General features: G+C 40.0%; 13 protein-coding genes. 4 read left to right on the top strand and 9 right to left on the bottom strand.

All coding sequences use genetic code 11. The annotated features are described in order from the left end of the window. Nucleotides 1-220 precede the first annotated feature (220 nt). Nucleotides 221-409, bottom strand: a complete 189-nt coding sequence (locus AB204_RS23925) for a pyrimidine dimer DNA glycosylase/endonuclease V (RefSeq protein WP_200898215.1) — start codon at nt 407-409, stop codon at nt 221-223. Between the two features lie 822 nt (nt 410-1,231). Between AB204_RS23925 and AB204_RS08630 the strand changes: the two genes are divergently transcribed. Together AB204_RS08630 and AB204_RS08635 are read left to right on the top strand one after the other, a co-directional pair. Then, nucleotides 1,232-1,825: a lytic polysaccharide monooxygenase gene (locus AB204_RS08630; RefSeq protein ID WP_047962979.1), complete on the top strand. Its 594-nt coding sequence runs from the start codon at nt 1,232-1,234 to the stop codon at nt 1,823-1,825. A gap of 112 nt (nt 1,826-1,937) precedes the next feature. Then, nucleotides 1,938-2,333 (top strand): VOC family protein, encoded by a 396-nt coding sequence (locus AB204_RS08635; RefSeq protein ID WP_047962980.1) that lies wholly within the window; start codon nt 1,938-1,940, stop codon nt 2,331-2,333. Between the two features lie 203 nt (nt 2,334-2,536). Here AB204_RS08635 and AB204_RS08640 read toward each other — a convergent pair whose 3' ends face one another. Further along, nucleotides 2,537-2,971 carry a lysozyme gene (locus AB204_RS08640; RefSeq protein ID WP_047962981.1) on the bottom strand — a complete coding sequence of 145 codons (435 nt, stop codon included), beginning with the start codon at nt 2,969-2,971 and terminating at the stop codon, nt 2,537-2,539. A 622-nt stretch (nt 2,972-3,593) separates the two neighbouring features. Between AB204_RS08640 and AB204_RS23930 the strand changes: the two genes are divergently transcribed. Then, nucleotides 3,594-3,935, top strand: a complete 342-nt coding sequence (locus AB204_RS23930) for a DUF6693 family protein (RefSeq protein ID WP_047963004.1) — start codon at nt 3,594-3,596, stop codon at nt 3,933-3,935. A gap of 150 nt (nt 3,936-4,085) precedes the next feature. On the opposite strand, the gene AB204_RS08650 is transcribed toward AB204_RS23930, so the two are convergent. The 7 genes from AB204_RS08650 to ubiG all read right to left on the bottom strand — a co-directional run bounded on the left by AB204_RS08650 (nt 4,086) and on the right by ubiG (nt 12,314). After that, nucleotides 4,086-4,649 carry an Ail/Lom family outer membrane beta-barrel protein gene (locus tag AB204_RS08650; RefSeq protein WP_047962982.1) on the bottom strand — a complete coding sequence of 188 codons (564 nt, stop codon included), beginning with the start codon at nt 4,647-4,649 and terminating at the stop codon, nt 4,086-4,088. Between the two features lie 601 nt (nt 4,650-5,250). Continuing rightward, nucleotides 5,251-5,892: a glutathione S-transferase family protein gene (locus tag AB204_RS08655; RefSeq protein ID WP_047962983.1), complete on the bottom strand. Its 642-nt coding sequence runs from the start codon at nt 5,890-5,892 to the stop codon at nt 5,251-5,253. Nucleotides 5,893-5,999: 107 nt separating this feature from the next. Continuing rightward, nucleotides 6,000-6,764 (bottom strand): N-acetylmuramoyl-L-alanine amidase, encoded by a 765-nt coding sequence (locus tag AB204_RS08660; protein WP_047962984.1) that lies wholly within the window; start codon nt 6,762-6,764, stop codon nt 6,000-6,002. A gap of 711 nt (nt 6,765-7,475) precedes the next feature. Further along, complete coding sequence (gene yfaE, locus AB204_RS08665; RefSeq protein WP_047962985.1) at nt 7,476-7,742, bottom strand: class I ribonucleotide reductase maintenance protein YfaE; 267 nt, start codon at nt 7,740-7,742, stop codon at nt 7,476-7,478. A gap of 1 nt (nt 7,743) precedes the next feature. Continuing rightward, nucleotides 7,744-8,874 carry a class Ia ribonucleoside-diphosphate reductase subunit beta gene (gene nrdB / locus AB204_RS08670; protein ID WP_047962986.1) on the bottom strand — a complete coding sequence of 377 codons (1,131 nt, stop codon included), beginning with the start codon at nt 8,872-8,874 and terminating at the stop codon, nt 7,744-7,746. 12 nt (nt 8,875-8,886) lie between these two features. Further along, complete coding sequence (gene nrdA / locus AB204_RS08675; RefSeq protein WP_047962987.1) at nt 8,887-11,178, bottom strand: class 1a ribonucleoside-diphosphate reductase subunit alpha; 2,292 nt, start codon at nt 11,176-11,178, stop codon at nt 8,887-8,889. A gap of 401 nt (nt 11,179-11,579) precedes the next feature. Beyond that, nucleotides 11,580-12,314: a bifunctional 2-polyprenyl-6-hydroxyphenol methylase/3-demethylubiquinol 3-O-methyltransferase UbiG gene (gene ubiG, locus AB204_RS08680; RefSeq protein WP_047962988.1), complete on the bottom strand. Its 735-nt coding sequence runs from the start codon at nt 12,312-12,314 to the stop codon at nt 11,580-11,582. A gap of 208 nt (nt 12,315-12,522) precedes the next feature. Here ubiG and gyrA point away from each other — a divergent pair, with 208 nt between their 5' ends. After that, nucleotides 12,523-15,168 carry a DNA topoisomerase (ATP-hydrolyzing) subunit A gene (gyrA, locus tag AB204_RS08685; protein WP_047962989.1) on the top strand — a complete coding sequence of 882 codons (2,646 nt, stop codon included), beginning with the start codon at nt 12,523-12,525 and terminating at the stop codon, nt 15,166-15,168. Nucleotides 15,169-15,290 lie beyond the last annotated feature (122 nt).

A 15,290-nucleotide genomic window follows, 5' to 3' on the forward strand; every position in this document is an offset into this window, starting at 1 on the left:
ATTCGATTTCAATTTCATAAGAACAGGCGGTAAGTCATCGGATGACCGATTATAACATCAATGCAGATCATTTATCCGATCAGCTTAATATCAATATCTGCATCGGTTACCTGATAGTCCTTCCACAAATGGGTATAAATACTCACTTCATCAGGCCATCTATTTATCACAGAAAACCCTCTATTTAAGCATTCACTATGAATAGCTTCATATCTTTTCTTTAAAAATAGCAATTTATCTCTAAAAAAATCACATGGCCTTTTCCCAATGTATACGCACTCAATGCTGACAGCGTGACATTACCTTGTTTTTTAACTATGTCATTGGGGATTCTGGTTAACTCTCTATGCTCTGCGAGTAAATGTTGATCACACAACTCGCTCGGTAGAATAACATTTATTCTTGTCATATCTTGTAATGAAAATTTTTATTTTACGAGTATGTAAAGTGCCACAAATAAAGGTATTCCGCAAATATAAATTTTTATATTGCAATCATCAAGGTTATTTATACATCAGTTAAAGCATAATTGTGAAATACAATACAAAAATAAGCTATTTAAGTAAGATTTAAATAGTACCACTTAGAAACAAATACCAGATTTGAACACGCTGCTATCTCAAACACAGATCCATAAACCATGTTCGGCGTCATACTAACATAATAAAAAATTTATATTTCCCAAATTTAAAAAACTTAACTTCATCCTGCTCTGAAAAGCAAAGTCACTGCTCTAAAAGTTTAAATACTCTTAACCTTTCATCTAACCTATTCTTTAAAATTTATATCCATTTCTAGATGATTACATCCCCTAAAGATATCATTACTGTCTTTTGTTTAAGGTTGGTTTATTGCATGTTTTGCCATTTAGGTCTACTTTATTTACGTGTACTGGATACCCTACTTGTTTAGTACACCCTCATTTGCTTCTTATTTCGCTCTTTCCCTCCCTAGTACAGAGAGGGGCTTTTCTTGATTGATACATCACTCAAATAAGATTTAACCTATCGGCATAATCCCATCATCCAAACAACAATAATTTTTCTCAAGAACATATTTCTAGCACACCCTTATCATAAATTAAGAATTTATAATTGACTAATTTTGTTATAAATATATTTATGCCTTTCCATAAGAAGTAAAATAAATTCCATACATACTAATTAATATTATAACAATAATTAAAGTTACTTATTTTACAGTCAAGTACGGAAAAAATAGGAACTCCATCATGAACATTAAAAAGTCATTACTTTTAGTGGGATTGACCGCTGTTAGTGCAACCCCATTCTTTAGTATTGCCGAACCTCCCTCTCGTCATGGATATATCGATACACCACCAAGCAGAGCACTTCTATGCTCTAAACTCGTTAACAAAGACTGTGGTCCCATCATGTATGAGCCACAATCAGTTGAAGGCGTCAAAGGCTTTCCACAAGGCGGCCCACCTGATGGACAAATTGCCAGTGGCGGCGTTGGTCAGTTCAATCAACTCAATGAACAAAGTGCTGATCGCTGGCATCATGTCAACCTCAATAAAGGTGCTAATGAGTTTATATGGGCGTTAACAGCCCAGCATAGCTCCACTTCATGGCAATATTTCATTACTAAACCTGATTGGGACCCAAATAAGCCACTAACTCGCGCGCAGTTTGATTTAAAACCCTTCTGTGAGCGTTTTGATAGTGGAAAAAGACCTGCCGAAAAAGTCAAAATAATCTGTAATGTTCCAGAACGCTCAGGATATCATGTTATTCTCGGTATATGGACAATTGACGACACCAATAATGCTTTCTATCAAGTTATTGATGCTGACATTAAATAATATTTTTAAAATTAAAGAGTGCTGGGAAATCACCAGCACTTTTATCTAAAAAAAACAAAATATTTCCAAGTAATATTTATTTTCCGACTCAACCTTACCCTTTTAAAAAAACATGAAAAAATCAACTATTCTTAGAATTGCCAGACCAACAGATAACCTTGTTGAAATTACGGATATGTATTGCCAAGGTTTAAATTTCGCTATATTGGGTGAATTCAAAGATCATGATGATTTTGATGGTATTATGTTAGGGCATCCCAATTATTCTTGGCATCTGGAATTCACTCATCACCACAATACATATGTTGGAAAAGCACCGACGAAAGATAATTTATTAGCATTTTATATTGAAAATGAACTTGAATGGCAAGCACAAATAAAATCAATGCAAGAAGCCAGTTTTATTCTCCTGCCTTCTTATAATCCTTATTGGGATAAGCATGGAAAGACATTTGAAGATATTGATGGCTATCGCGTTGTATTACAAAATAGTGCTTCAGAAATTTAAGCTTTTTCATAGTTAATTTAATGCTAAAAAATTATTTATTTTAGTATTAAGCGCTTATATCTGATAGATTTCAAGTTGCATCGTAATGGTAAGGAAACGAATCCCAAAAACATAACTAACTATGCGACCAGGGTGAGTGAACGAAGCCGACAAAGATGTAACTTGGAAGATGACGGTATATAGCATATTAAGTTTGAATCTGCTTATGAGAGGAATGTTTGCTGTTCTGATTCCCTTCTACGGAGTAAATCCGGTATTTCTCGTCCATCAGCCCGATCCCATTTCAAAAACTCTCTGGCAGCTCCTTGATAATCACCTGCATTCAATTTTTTCAACAATGTTGAATGGGTAAAATTACCCATTCCCAGATTGAAAATAAACGAGCATAAAGCATCAAATTGCCCCTGTGTTAGAGATACTTTAACTAATCGATGGATGGCAGCATAAATCGGGAGAAGATCTTGATGCAAAAATGCTTCTGCTTGTTGCACGGTAATCACTTGCCCAGGTTTGACTCCCTTTGTATGACCATATCCAATTGTCCACGGTTCAGCGCCAGTAGCGGGGTCAGGATATGCTTTCAATTTCAACCCTTCATAACTTTTGAGTTTATTAATACCATTTTCACTGATTTCCATTCATTTTCTCCGCTGACAGATCGATCACCAAGTCAAAATCAGAACAAAAAACAGCCTAAACATAAAGTATAGACGAAGGAAAAATCAATGATGGCGCTATAGTAGCCAAGTTATAGAATTCCCACAGAGCACCAACAACAAAAATATCATTAAATTTCAATCAGATGATAAAATTTGCAAATTTTTTTTAAATTTTAAAAAAATAATTTATTAAATATCTTGACTCTTTTTGTTTTGAGCATAAAATCCTCCCCAGAATTTAGATTTTCGTGAAGTAAATCACAATTTATAACCCTCCAAAGGACATCATCATGAAATCTGTAAAATCTTTCCTCTCAAACGTACACTGCGTTGTTATTCGCTTATCAGCAACTCGCTTTATGTAAGCACTCACCCTATATAACGCACTGTACAGACAGAGATAAGCCAGTTATTCATAACACTGGCTTTTTTATCGCCTGTTCAGATCTAATGTAAATATTTCCTACTCCATATCGCTATCCATTCTCTTTTAATTGAACTACCATTCCGAGAAGTTTGTCTTACGAAGACCATAATTATTGTTTCCATAGCGACCAATTTTCAGAATTCACTTTAATATTGAGATAATTTTATGAATTTAATGGATTTTCGTAGTTTGAAGTTAAAATCAGAATTGGGAATACTTGAGATTTTTTTACACCTTATTATCTGGCTTCTGATTATATTACTTACCGTGGGATTAGGTGCCTTTGTATTTCCTTACTATATGACTCGTTTTATCATTAGCAAAACGCATGTTATTGACCGAGATAGCGGGAAAATTATCGGTAAGTTAGATTGTGATATCAATTTAGTTCAAATACTGGGATACGTCATCATTTGGGCTATTCTCTCTTTTATTACATTTGGACTTTTATATTTTGTATACCTTTACAAAATCATAATGCATTGCATTAATCATACACGAGTAATTTCTGAATAGATCGTGATTGAATACATAACAAAAAGCCTGAACCTTTCAAACAAAGAGTTCAGGCGAAATGATCATTCATAAAATGATCGCCAATAGATAAATTAGTTTAAAAAAGAAGCAATATATAAAGAGACATAAAAAACATGGATAAGTGAAAGCTTAGAAACGATAACCTACACCCAATACCCAAGTTCCAAGTTTGGCTTCTTTTAAATTTGCATATGAATATGAAGCATCAATAGCCCAGACAGGAGTAGGGTTAAATTGTAAACCAGCGCCGTAAGATAATGCTGTTTTTTTCTGAATATCTTTATCTCCTGATGCAGAAAAACCAGCTTCACTGCGAATCGCACCAATCAGACCATATGCACTGATATAATCGTTAAAACGGTAGGTTGGGCCAGCCATCAGAGATGTATTTTTCCACCTGAATTTTGATGATGAACCAAAATAATTATACTCATGTACATATTGGGTATAAGTTAATGAACCGATAACGCCAAGTTTTTCATTAAACTCATAACGATATTTTAGATTTAAACCATACTGGTTTGTACTTAATTTCTCATCATTATGGTAGATTTCCTTACCTTTATTCAGTGATGCGTTACTCTGAGCATACCCTAAAGAAATAGTGCTTTTACCACTATTGCTTGCGCAGGCATTAAAAGTAAGTATAGATAATCCCACAGCGATAGAAGCTGTTAATAGTGTTGTTTTCATAAATAAAAATTCTCTGTCATTTACGTTTGATGTATTCGTCTTACCAAGAAAAGCTTTCGGAATATACAGCGCTCATATCAAGAATTCAACTATAAGCGGAAGAACATCAATTTATTCCCCCAAAATTACACTAATAAAATTACAACGATGATAAATTTTATTTAAATTCAAATTATTACATAGAAAAGCACCTGTTTTCAGAGCTCAAAAATCATCGATATATTCATATAAATCAAGACACTCAATTTATAAAAATATTTATTTATCAAATAATTAAAGAAAAACAATTCATTTATAATTTTAGGATATTTCCTAATATTAAAATAATGCAATGTGTAATTAGTTGACATTTTGTCTTTTAATAATTCTTAATTATAAATAGAAACAATGTATCACCAAAAGAAATAAATCAATTGATCATCCATTGTCTTTCAGCTCTTCAATCAAGAAAAATTTATTGATTAGACTCTAAAGGTATCTAAAAGAATAAACAGGCAACTACATCATAAGTTTTTATTCTCATATGTTAATTTATTATTCCTATACAATAATCTTCAAGTTGCAACCAGTAAGGCAGCAACCTGAAAGAGAAATAGTGTATTCAGCTAACGCTCAATTCCTTATAAGAAATCATTACATGCTCTCTGAATGCTGGTCTTTCTGTTAACTTATCATAATAATTAATCAGTGCCGGATGATATGGACGATTAATTTCTATATCGAAATAACGATAAAGTATATGACCAAACTGTATGTCAGCGAGAGTAAAATGATTACCGGCAATAAAATGATGTTGCTGTAGTTGTTTTTCGGCAATGTTCAACACATTACCCAACTTATGAATAGCCTTAGTTATTTCATCCTGATTTTGCTGTTGAGGTGCAGTACGGACTACTCGCCAGAATATGGGGGCAGTAAAATTCAGGGCAATATTTATTTTCGACCATTCAGCCCATTTATCTATATGTGTGCGAGCCTCAAGGTCTTCGGGCCAAAAAGGATCTTTCGCATATCGATTACTAAGATAGCGTAAAATAGCGCCTGTCTCCCAAATTGGCGAACCTTTGCCATCTCTGATAACAGGCACAGTTCCATTCGGGTTCATGGACAAAAATTCAGGTGTATCGTTGCCACCATATTTATGCCCAACATCATAGCGAGTAAAAGAAAGCTCTAATTCACCAATGCACCACATCAACGCCTGAACATTAGATGAAGTTTTTCGTCCCCAAACTGTTATCACAGAATCATTCCCCCTTTAATATGCCCTTTATCTTTCAAGTTGTGACTTTTTTAGCAGAGCCGCAACTCAAAACTTATTTGATATACTTTATGGAAAATTGTTATTTATTATCCAAAATACTTTTCGACTAAAGCATATAAAATGGCAATGGTTTCTATATCAGGCGCACCATCATAAGATGATGGGCGGAAGTGCATTTGGAATGCCATGATTAAAGACCGAAAGTTATCACCTTCTTCTGTACCTGAAATATCATAACCATAACGCTTAAGCTGTTCTAAAATCGCGGCGGTATCAGGCAGGCAATAAGCAAATTGTCCGATATATTTTTGTTTAGTCGCTTCGTCATACCATGCCCCAACACCTACATCATATAGCTCTTTCCATGGGAAAGCTGGGCCTGGATCTGTTTTTCTCTGCCAGGCAATATCTGAATGCCCTACTACATGGGTTGGATGAATATCTGGATAACGTTGGACTATATTAATGGCCAGTACCTTAACCGCATCAATTTGATCGGGATGATAAGGGGGAAAAGTCAGAACACCACTTTCATCACTAGCCTCATTCACAATCTCAATACCAATGGAAGTATCATTTAGACTTTCTCTTCCTGCCCAATAACTCACTCCAGCATGCCAAGCTCTTTCAAGTTCATCCACAAGATTGAAAATATGAATTTCTCTGAATCCAGCGGCCTGATAAGTCGGATCATCTGGATCCGGAACTAAGTAATGAGCACTGACGAGATTCCCTGTTAATGCCTGAATCGATCTTTCGAAATTCAGAGCAGTGTAATGCATAACTAAAAATCGGGAACGCCGGTTAAAGCTTTTGATTGAACGATACGAAACATAATCAATTTTATACATTATTGTTACTCCATTGTTTTTGCGATGTAACGCAGTGAATATCAAATCGCTGTAAAAAACGCATGCCACATTGTTGATATGATAAATCAACAGGCATGTTTGAGCACGATGTAAACTCACTTCGCCTCTTACTTTAAAATCCTCCTATAATTCAACAAAAAGATACTTGCCTGACAAGTGTCTTTCAGGAATATGATATTTATCTCGGCCAAATTCCCAGTTTGCAGTGGCTGATAAATGACTCTCAGCTTTGATAAATAGCTCTCTGTGGTAAGACATGCGAAATAGTAAACAATATACCAATAAAAAATAGAATGAAAATAAAACTATTATTACCCAATATCTTGTTTTGGAATAATTTTATTAAAGATAGATATACAGAGGAATTTAATTACAAATAAATTTCATGAAATTATTATTAATTTATATCATGTTAAATAGATATAACTTCATTAAATTATCATGATTACCTAATCAAATATGGCATATTCAAAAATGATACCCAACCTCAATATTAAGGCTATTGACATGGTAACTTTCATTTTTAGGTTGGATTTTGGTTTCTTTATAGCTGATATAAAAATCGATAATGTGAACACACCATCGTGATAATCGACATGTCCACAACCAAGGGCAATCCGAAGCGCTTTGGCAGTAGTAAGATTGACAATTAGTCTAATCCCCACAGCATTCGAATTGCGAAGCGGGAAATTACGGTTCAATTTCAATATCTGTCAGCGGATGACAGCTACAAGGCAAAATTTCCCCTTCATTAACAAATGCCAATGGTTTACAAGGGTATCCCACCTTCCCTTTAACCAGACGAACACGGCAAGAACCGCAGTACCCTTGACGGCATTGGTATTCAAGTTGCACTTTGCCGTGTTCTAGCGCTTCCAGCAAATTACCGTGGAAACCTGAAGAATAATGGATGGATAAACCCTGCCTTGACGGCAGGGTAACTTTATAATCAGCCATATCAGAGTTCGAAACCGCTGAGATCCTCAGTATTGACTTCCGAATCAATCTGACCAACCAAATAAGAACTGACTTCGACTTCCTGTGGAGCCACTTGAACGTTATCAGAAACCAGCCACGCATTGATCCATGGAATCGGATTGGAGCGAGTTTCAAACGGTAATTTCAAGCCAACTGCCTGCATGCGAATATTGGTAATATATTCAACATACTGGCACAGAATATCTTTGTTCAGACCAATCATGGAGCCGTCTTTAAACAGATAGTCAGCCCACTCTTTTTCCTGTTCTGCTGCCTGTACGAACAGATCGTAACATTTCTGTTCACATTCTTTGGCAATTTCCGCCATTTCAGGATCATCCTGACCAGAACGCAACAAGTTCAACATGTGCTGGGTTCCCGTTAGATGCAGAGCTTCATCACGGGCAATCAGTTTAATGATTTTGGCGTTACCTTCCATCAACTCACGTTCGGCAAAGGCAAATGAACACGCAAAGCTGACATAGAAGCGAATAGCTTCCAGGGCGTTAACACTCATCAGGCACAAGTAAAGCTGCTTTTTCAATGCACGCAGGTTAATTGTCACTGTTTTACCAGCAACATCGTGTACCCCTTCGCCCAACAGATGATAATAGTTGGTCATTTCGATCAGATCGTCGTAATACGCAGAAATATCTTGGGCGCGTTTTAAAATCTGTTCGTTTTCCACTATATCGTCAAACACGACAGAAGGATTATTCACAATGTTACGGATAATATGCGTGTAAGAACGCGAGTGAATCGTCTCCGAAAACGACCACGTTTCAACCCATGTTTCCAATTCTGGAATAGAAATCAGCGGCAGGAAAGCCACATTCGGGCTACGGCCCTGAATGGAATCCAGCAGCGTCTGATATTTCAGGTTGCTGATGAAAATGTGTTTCTCATGATCCGGCAGCGCATTATAGTCGATGCGATCACGGGAAACGTCCACTTCTTCCGGACGCCAGAAGAAGGAGAGTTGTTTTTCAATCAGCTTTTCAAAAATAGGATATTTCTGCTGATCAAAACGCGCCACGTTAACAGACTGGCCGAAAAACATCGGCTCCTGTAATTGATCATTTTTTACTTGCGAAAAAGTGGTATAGGACATAGCTTCCTCAAATTAAATCTTACACGCGCCGCCTTCACAGTCGGAATCAGCAGATTCAACGACTTCTTCCAGATCACCCTGAACATCTTCCGCACCGTCACGGGTGTTGTGGTAATACAATGTTTTCACACCATATTTGTAAGCGAGCAGTAAATCTTTCAGCAATTGGTTCATCGGAACTTTGCCATTAGGGAAACGTGCCGGGTCATAGTTGGTATTGGCAGAAATCGACTGATCGATGAATTTCTGCATGATCCCGACTAACTGTAGATAACCATCGTTGCTCGGCATCTGCCACAGCAGCTCATAAGCACCTTTCAGAAGATCATAATCCGGTACAACTTGACGCAAAATACCGTCTTTCGATGCCTTAACACTGATATAACCACGTGGTGGCTCAATACCATTGGTCGCATTAGAGATTTGCGAAGAAGTTTCTGATGGCATCAATGCAGACAATGTTGAGTTACGCAGGCCATGCTGTTGAATATCACGGCGCAGAGCTTCCCAATCCATGTGCAGAGGTTCGTTGGTCAATGTGTCCAGCGTCTTCTTATAAGTATCAATCGGCAGGATACCTTGTGAATAAGTGGTTTCACTAAACCACGGGCAGGCACCCTTCTCTTTCGCCAACGTATTTGAGGCTTTCAGCAGGTAATACTGAATGGCTTCAAATGTCTTATGAGTCAAATTATTTGCACTGCCATCGGAATAATGTACGCCGTTTTTCGCCAGATAATAGGCAAAGTTAATCACACCGATACCCAGAGTACGACGCCCCATTGAGCCTTGTTTCGCGGCAATGATCGGGTAATCTTGATAATCCAACAGAGAATCCAGAGCACGGACGGCCAATTCCGCCAGTTCTTCCAATTCAGTCAGATTTTTGATAACGCCCAAATTGAAAGCAGACAGTGTACACAGTGCAATTTCGCCATTTTCATCGTTAATGTTGTTCAATGGCTTGGTTGGCAGTGCAATTTCCAAACACAGGTTTGACTGACGCACAGGTGTAACAGACGGATCAAACGGGCTATGTGTGTTGCAGTGGTCAACGTTCTGGATGTAAATACGGCCAGTTGAAGCTCGCTCCTGCATCATCAGTGAGAACAATTCAACGGCTTTAATGCGCTCTTTACGGATGTTGCTGTCATTTTCATACTGCGTATACAGACGTTCAAATTCATCCTGATCGGCAAAGAAAGCATCATACAGCCCAGGAACATCCGACGGGCTGAACAGAGAAATTTCTTCCCCTTTGATCAGGCGCTCATACATCAGTTTGTTAACTTGTACACCGTAGTCCATGTGACGAACGCGGTTGCCTTCAACACCACGGTTATTTTTCAGTACCAGCAGGCTTTCTACTTCCAAATGCCACAACGGATAGAACAATGTTGCTGCACCACCGCGAACGCCACCCTGAGAACAGGATTTCACCGCAGTCTGGAAGTGCTTATAAAATGGGATACAGCCCGTGTGGAAAGCTTCACCACCACGGATTGGGCTACCCAATGCACGGATACGGCCCGCGTTTACGCCAATGCCGGCACGCTGGGAAACATATTTAACAATCGCACTGGATGTCGCATTGATGGAATCCAGACTGTCACCACACTCAATCAGCACACAAGAGCTGAACTGGCGAGTTGGTGTGCGTACCCCCGCCATAATTGGCGTTGGCAGTGAAATTTTAAAGGTGGAAACCGCATCATAGAAACGACGGATATAATCCAAGCGCGTTTCTTTTGGATAAGAGGAAAACAGGCACGCAGCAACCAGCATGTAAAGAAACTGGGCGCTTTCGTAAATTTCACCGGTAACACGGTTTTGTACCAAATACTTCCCTTCCAGCTGTTTGACCGCTGCATAGGAGAAATTCATATCACGCAAGTGGTTAATAAAACTGTCCATTTGCTCGAATTCTTCTTTGGAATAGTCTTCCAGCAAATGTTTGTCGTATTTACCCAAATCTACCATGCGTACAACATGGTCATGCAGTGCAGGGGGTTCAAACTGACCATAAGCCTTTTTACGCAGATTGAAGATCGCCAGACGCGCAGCCAGATACTGGTAATCAGGTGCATCGCCAGAGATCAAGTCAGCCGCAGCTTTGATCATGGTTTCGTGGATGTCGGATGTTTTGATACCATCGTAAAATTGAATCTGGGAACGCAGCTCTACTTGTGACACTGAGACATTTTTCAGACCTTCGGCAGCCCAGGTAACAACCCGGTGAATTTTATCAAGATCAATTCGTTCTTTATGTCCATCACGTTTGGTAACTAGCAGACTCTGGTTCATGGGGAAATACACCTTCTCTTTTTTCGTATCTCGCCTATATCGCTTTTCTTGGTCTGACCTATTGACAGCACGATACGCCCAGAATGACCAAGGGTCAGCTTGGGTGCGTTGTTACTTTTCCTTTGCTCTATCGCAACTGTATTGTTAGTGTCAGATGGTAAGAAACACAATATATAGGGGGTGATTAAAACGGTAATAACAAGATAATGTTAATTTCGCGTTTTATCAAGTGTACAAAATCGGGAAGTTTTGTGGATAACTTGAGGATTAATTTTGCCAAAAAGCCGATAACCTGCGTAGTTACTTGATGTTACTTTCATAAGGCTATCGGCGAAACAGGGAAAATAAAATCTTAAAAATAATATTTAGTTGCCGCTTTATTAATCCCTTCGTTACTTCAGTCAGACTGATTGAGTGTGCAGCATATAGTTCACGTCTACATTGTGTCCAAGTCGAAATTTATCTGTTAACGGATTGTAATGTAAACCAATAATATGTTGATCTTTCAGAGGAGTCTTATCAGTCCAATTAATCAATTCAGAAGGACGAATGAATTTTTTCGCGTCATGCGTGCCTTTTGGCACCATGTTCAAAATATATTCAGCGCCAACAACAGCCATTAACCAAGCTTTCCGGTTACGGTTAATGGTTGAGAAGAAGACATGGCCGCCAGGTTTTACCAGTTTGGCACAGGCCCGAACCACAGATTCAGGATCAGGTACATGCTCAAGCATCTCCATACATGTCACGACATCATAAGCGTGCTGATGCTGTTCAGCGTGGTTTTCAACTGTTTCCTGAACATAAGAGACGGAAATGCCGGACTCCAGCGCATGCAGGCGGGCAACCTCAAGGGGTTCAAATCCCATATCCAACCCTGTCACTTCCGCACCTTCATGCGCCATGCTTTCTGACAAAATGCCTCCACCACACCCAACATCCAATACTTTTTTACCAAAAAGGCCATCAGCATGTTGCAGGATGTAGTTCAAACGCAGTGGATTGATACGGTGTAAGGGCTTGAATTCACCTTCAAGATCCCACCAACGGGAAGCAACAGCTTCAAATTTTTCGATTTCCTGTTGATCCACATTAGCATGGGTCGGAATATGTGAATCGGGGGTTTTTATGTTCATCAGCAATATCGCTCCTAGGAACTGCTTCACAGAAAACTGGTTCACAGAAAACTGATTCACAGAAAATGTAACAGTATTATGGGGATGTGTGACAGAAAGTTATTATACATGCCTTAATCTCGAAATACCCGCATCTGGTTTTTATAAAACTGTCAATTTGTGGTATAATTTAAGCCTTTGAATTCGGAGTATGAGGGACAGTGGCTCCATGAGCGACATTGCCAGAGAAATCACACCGGTCAATATCGAAGAAGAGCTGAAGAGCTCGTATCTGGATTATGCGATGTCCGTTATTGTTGGACGTGCACTGCCAGATGTTCGGGATGGACTGAAGCCGGTACACCGCCGCGTACTTTTCGCGATGAATGTATTGGGAAATGATTGGAATAAACCCTATAAGAAATCTGCCCGCGTTGTTGGGGATGTTATTGGTAAATACCATCCACATGGTGACAGCGCTGTTTATGACACTATTGTTCGTCTGGCTCAACCCTTCTCCATGCGTTACATGCTGGTTGACGGTCAGGGGAACTTTGGATCAGTAGATGGTGATTCTGCGGCAGCGATGCGTTATACCGAAGTGCGCATGGCGAAAATTGCCCATGAATTGCTGGCGGACTTGGAAAAAGAGACTGTCGACTTTGTGCCTAACTATGATGGCACAGAGCAAATTCCCGAGGTCATGCCAACCCGTATACCCAACCTATTGGTGAATGGTTCATCAGGGATTGCGGTAGGTATGGCAACCAACATTCCACCTCATAATCTATCTGAGGTGATTGATGGCTGTCTGGCTTATATTGATGATGAAAACATCAGTATTGAAGGCCTGATGGAATACATTCCCGGCCCTGATTTCCCGACAGCCGCCATTATCAACGGACGTCGCGGTATTCAGGAAGCCTACCGTACAGGTCGCGGCAAAATTTATCTCCGTGCCCGCGCAGAAGTTGAAACTGATGAAAAAAATGGCCGCGAAACCATTATCGTCAATGAGATACCTTATCAGGTCAATAAAGCCCGACTGATCGAAAAAATAGCTGAACTGGTAAAAGAGAAGCGGATTGAGGGGATCAGTGCATTACGTGACGAATCCGATAAAGATGGAATGCGCATCGTTATCGAAGTAAAACGGGATGCCGTTGGTGAAGTTGTCCTGAATAACCTGTATTCACTGACGCAGTTGCAAGTTTCATTCGGTATCAACATGGTTGCCCTGCACCAAGGACAACCCAAATTACTTAACCTGAAAGATATTCTTTCTGCGTTTGTTTGCCATCGCCGTGAAGTTGTCACGCGCCGGACTATCTTTGAACTGAGAAAAGCCCGCGAACGTGCGCATATTCTTGAAGCATTGGCTGTTGCACTGGCTAATATCGATCCTGTCATCGAATTGATCCGCCGCGCTTCCACGCCTTCGGAGGCTAAAGCCAGTCTGATTGCTCAGCCGTGGGAATTGGGCAATGTTGCTGCCATGCTGGCGCAGGCAGGTAACGATGCTGCCCGTCCTGAATGGCTGGAACCACAGTATGGCATTCGTGACGGTAAATATTACCTGACCGAACAGCAAGCACAGTCCATTTTGGATCTGCGCCTGCAAAAACTGACCGGACTAGAGCATGAAAAACTGCTTGATGAATATCGTGAACTGCTGAAAGTCATCGCGGAGCTGCTGTTCATCTTGGAAAGCCCTGAACGTTTGATGGAAGTCATTCGTGAAGAACTGCTGGCCATTAAAGAACAGTATAATGATGCCCGCCGGACTGAATTGACTGAAAATTCAGCAGATATCAATATTGAAGATCTGATCAATCAAGAAGATGTTGTGGTAACACTGTCCCATCAGGGGTACGTTAAATACCAACCACTGTCCGACTACGAAGCTCAACGTCGTGGCGGCAAAGGAAAATCAGCCGCGCGCACCAAAGAAGAAGACTTCATTGAGCGTTTGCTGGTGGCTAATACCCACGATACCATTCTCTGCTTCTCAAATAAGGGCAAGATGTACTGGATGAAAGTATACCAGTTGCCGGAAGCAAGCCGTGGTGCCCGCGGTCGTCCAATCGTCAACCTGTTGCCATTGGATCAGAACGAACGTATTACAGCCATTTTACCAGTGCGTGAATATGAAGATGGACTGAATATCTTCATGGCGACCGCAAGTGGAATTGTTAAGAAAACTAAACTCAGCGAATTCAGCCGCCCGCGCAGTGCCGGCATCATCGCAGTGAACCTGAATGAAGGTGATGAGTTGATCGGCGTTGACCTGACGGATGGCAGCAATGAAGTCATGCTATTCTCCGCACAGGGCAAAGTCGTTCGTTTCCTCGAAGAAGAGGAAGAAACTCTGGAAGATGGCACTGTCCGCGTGAAAGGTGTTCGTGCGATGGGACGCACCGCAACTGGGGTTCGTGGTATCAAACTTGCTGTAGGCGATAAAGTCGTTTCACTGATCATTCCTCGTGGAGAAGGGGAAATCCTGACCGTCACCGAGAATGGTTACGGTAAACGCACTGCCGAGAGCGAATACCCGACAAAATCCCGTGCTACACAAGGTGTTATTTCCATCAAGGTCAGCGAACGTAATGGTAACGTGATCGGCGCGATTCAAGTTGAATCGACTGATCAGATCATGATGATTACTAATGCGGGAACATTGGTACGAACCCGTGTTTCTGAAGTCAGCACTGTTGGTCGTAATACGCAAGGTGTCACTCTGATCCGTACATCAGAAGACGAAAAAGTCGTTGGTTTGCAGCGTGTAGCTGAACCTGATGATGATGATGAGGAAGAGGATGATAATACAACAACCTCCTCTGCTGAAGGGCATGCGGAGCCAGAAGATAAAGAGTAATACGTTTTAATTTTATTCTAATCTTATTGCATACCATTAATAATAGAGCAGGCATTTCGGTGTCTGCTTTTTTTTGCATGATCTTTTGACGAAGCATTAAAGAGTCAAATGCTGCTTTGTAT

Source organism: Xenorhabdus khoisanae (assembly GCF_001037465.1).
GTDB lineage: Bacteria > Pseudomonadota > Gammaproteobacteria > Enterobacterales > Enterobacteriaceae > Xenorhabdus > Xenorhabdus khoisanae.

Bases quoted from the DNA above. Each gene is read 5' to 3' on its own strand.
- AB204_RS23925 (WP_200898215.1), bottom strand. From the start codon at position 409: ATGACAAGAATAAATGTTATTCTACCGAGCGAGTTGTGTGATCAACAT.
- AB204_RS08630 (WP_047962979.1), top strand. From the start codon at position 1,232: ATGAACATTAAAAAGTCATTACTTTTAGTGGGATTGACCGCTGTTAGT.
- AB204_RS08635 (WP_047962980.1), top strand. From the start codon at position 1,938: ATGAAAAAATCAACTATTCTTAGAATTGCCAGACCAACAGATAACCTT.
- AB204_RS08640 (WP_047962981.1), bottom strand. From the start codon at position 2,971: ATGGAAATCAGTGAAAATGGTATTAATAAACTCAAAAGTTATGAAGGG.
- AB204_RS23930 (WP_047963004.1), top strand. From the start codon at position 3,594: ATGGATTTTCGTAGTTTGAAGTTAAAATCAGAATTGGGAATACTTGAG.
- AB204_RS08650 (WP_047962982.1), bottom strand. From the start codon at position 4,649: ATGAAAACAACACTATTAACAGCTTCTATCGCTGTGGGATTATCTATA.
- AB204_RS08660 (WP_047962984.1), bottom strand. From the start codon at position 6,764: ATGTATAAAATTGATTATGTTTCGTATCGTTCAATCAAAAGCTTTAAC.
- yfaE (WP_047962985.1), bottom strand. From the start codon at position 7,742: ATGGCTGATTATAAAGTTACCCTGCCGTCAAGGCAGGGTTTATCCATC.
- nrdB (WP_047962986.1), bottom strand. From the start codon at position 8,874: ATGTCCTATACCACTTTTTCGCAAGTAAAAAATGATCAATTACAGGAG.
- nrdA (WP_047962987.1), bottom strand. From the start codon at position 11,178: ATGAACCAGAGTCTGCTAGTTACCAAACGTGATGGACATAAAGAACGA.
- ubiG (WP_047962988.1), bottom strand. From the start codon at position 12,314: ATGAACATAAAAACCCCCGATTCACATATTCCGACCCATGCTAATGTG.
- gyrA (WP_047962989.1), top strand. From the start codon at position 12,523: ATGAGCGACATTGCCAGAGAAATCACACCGGTCAATATCGAAGAAGAG.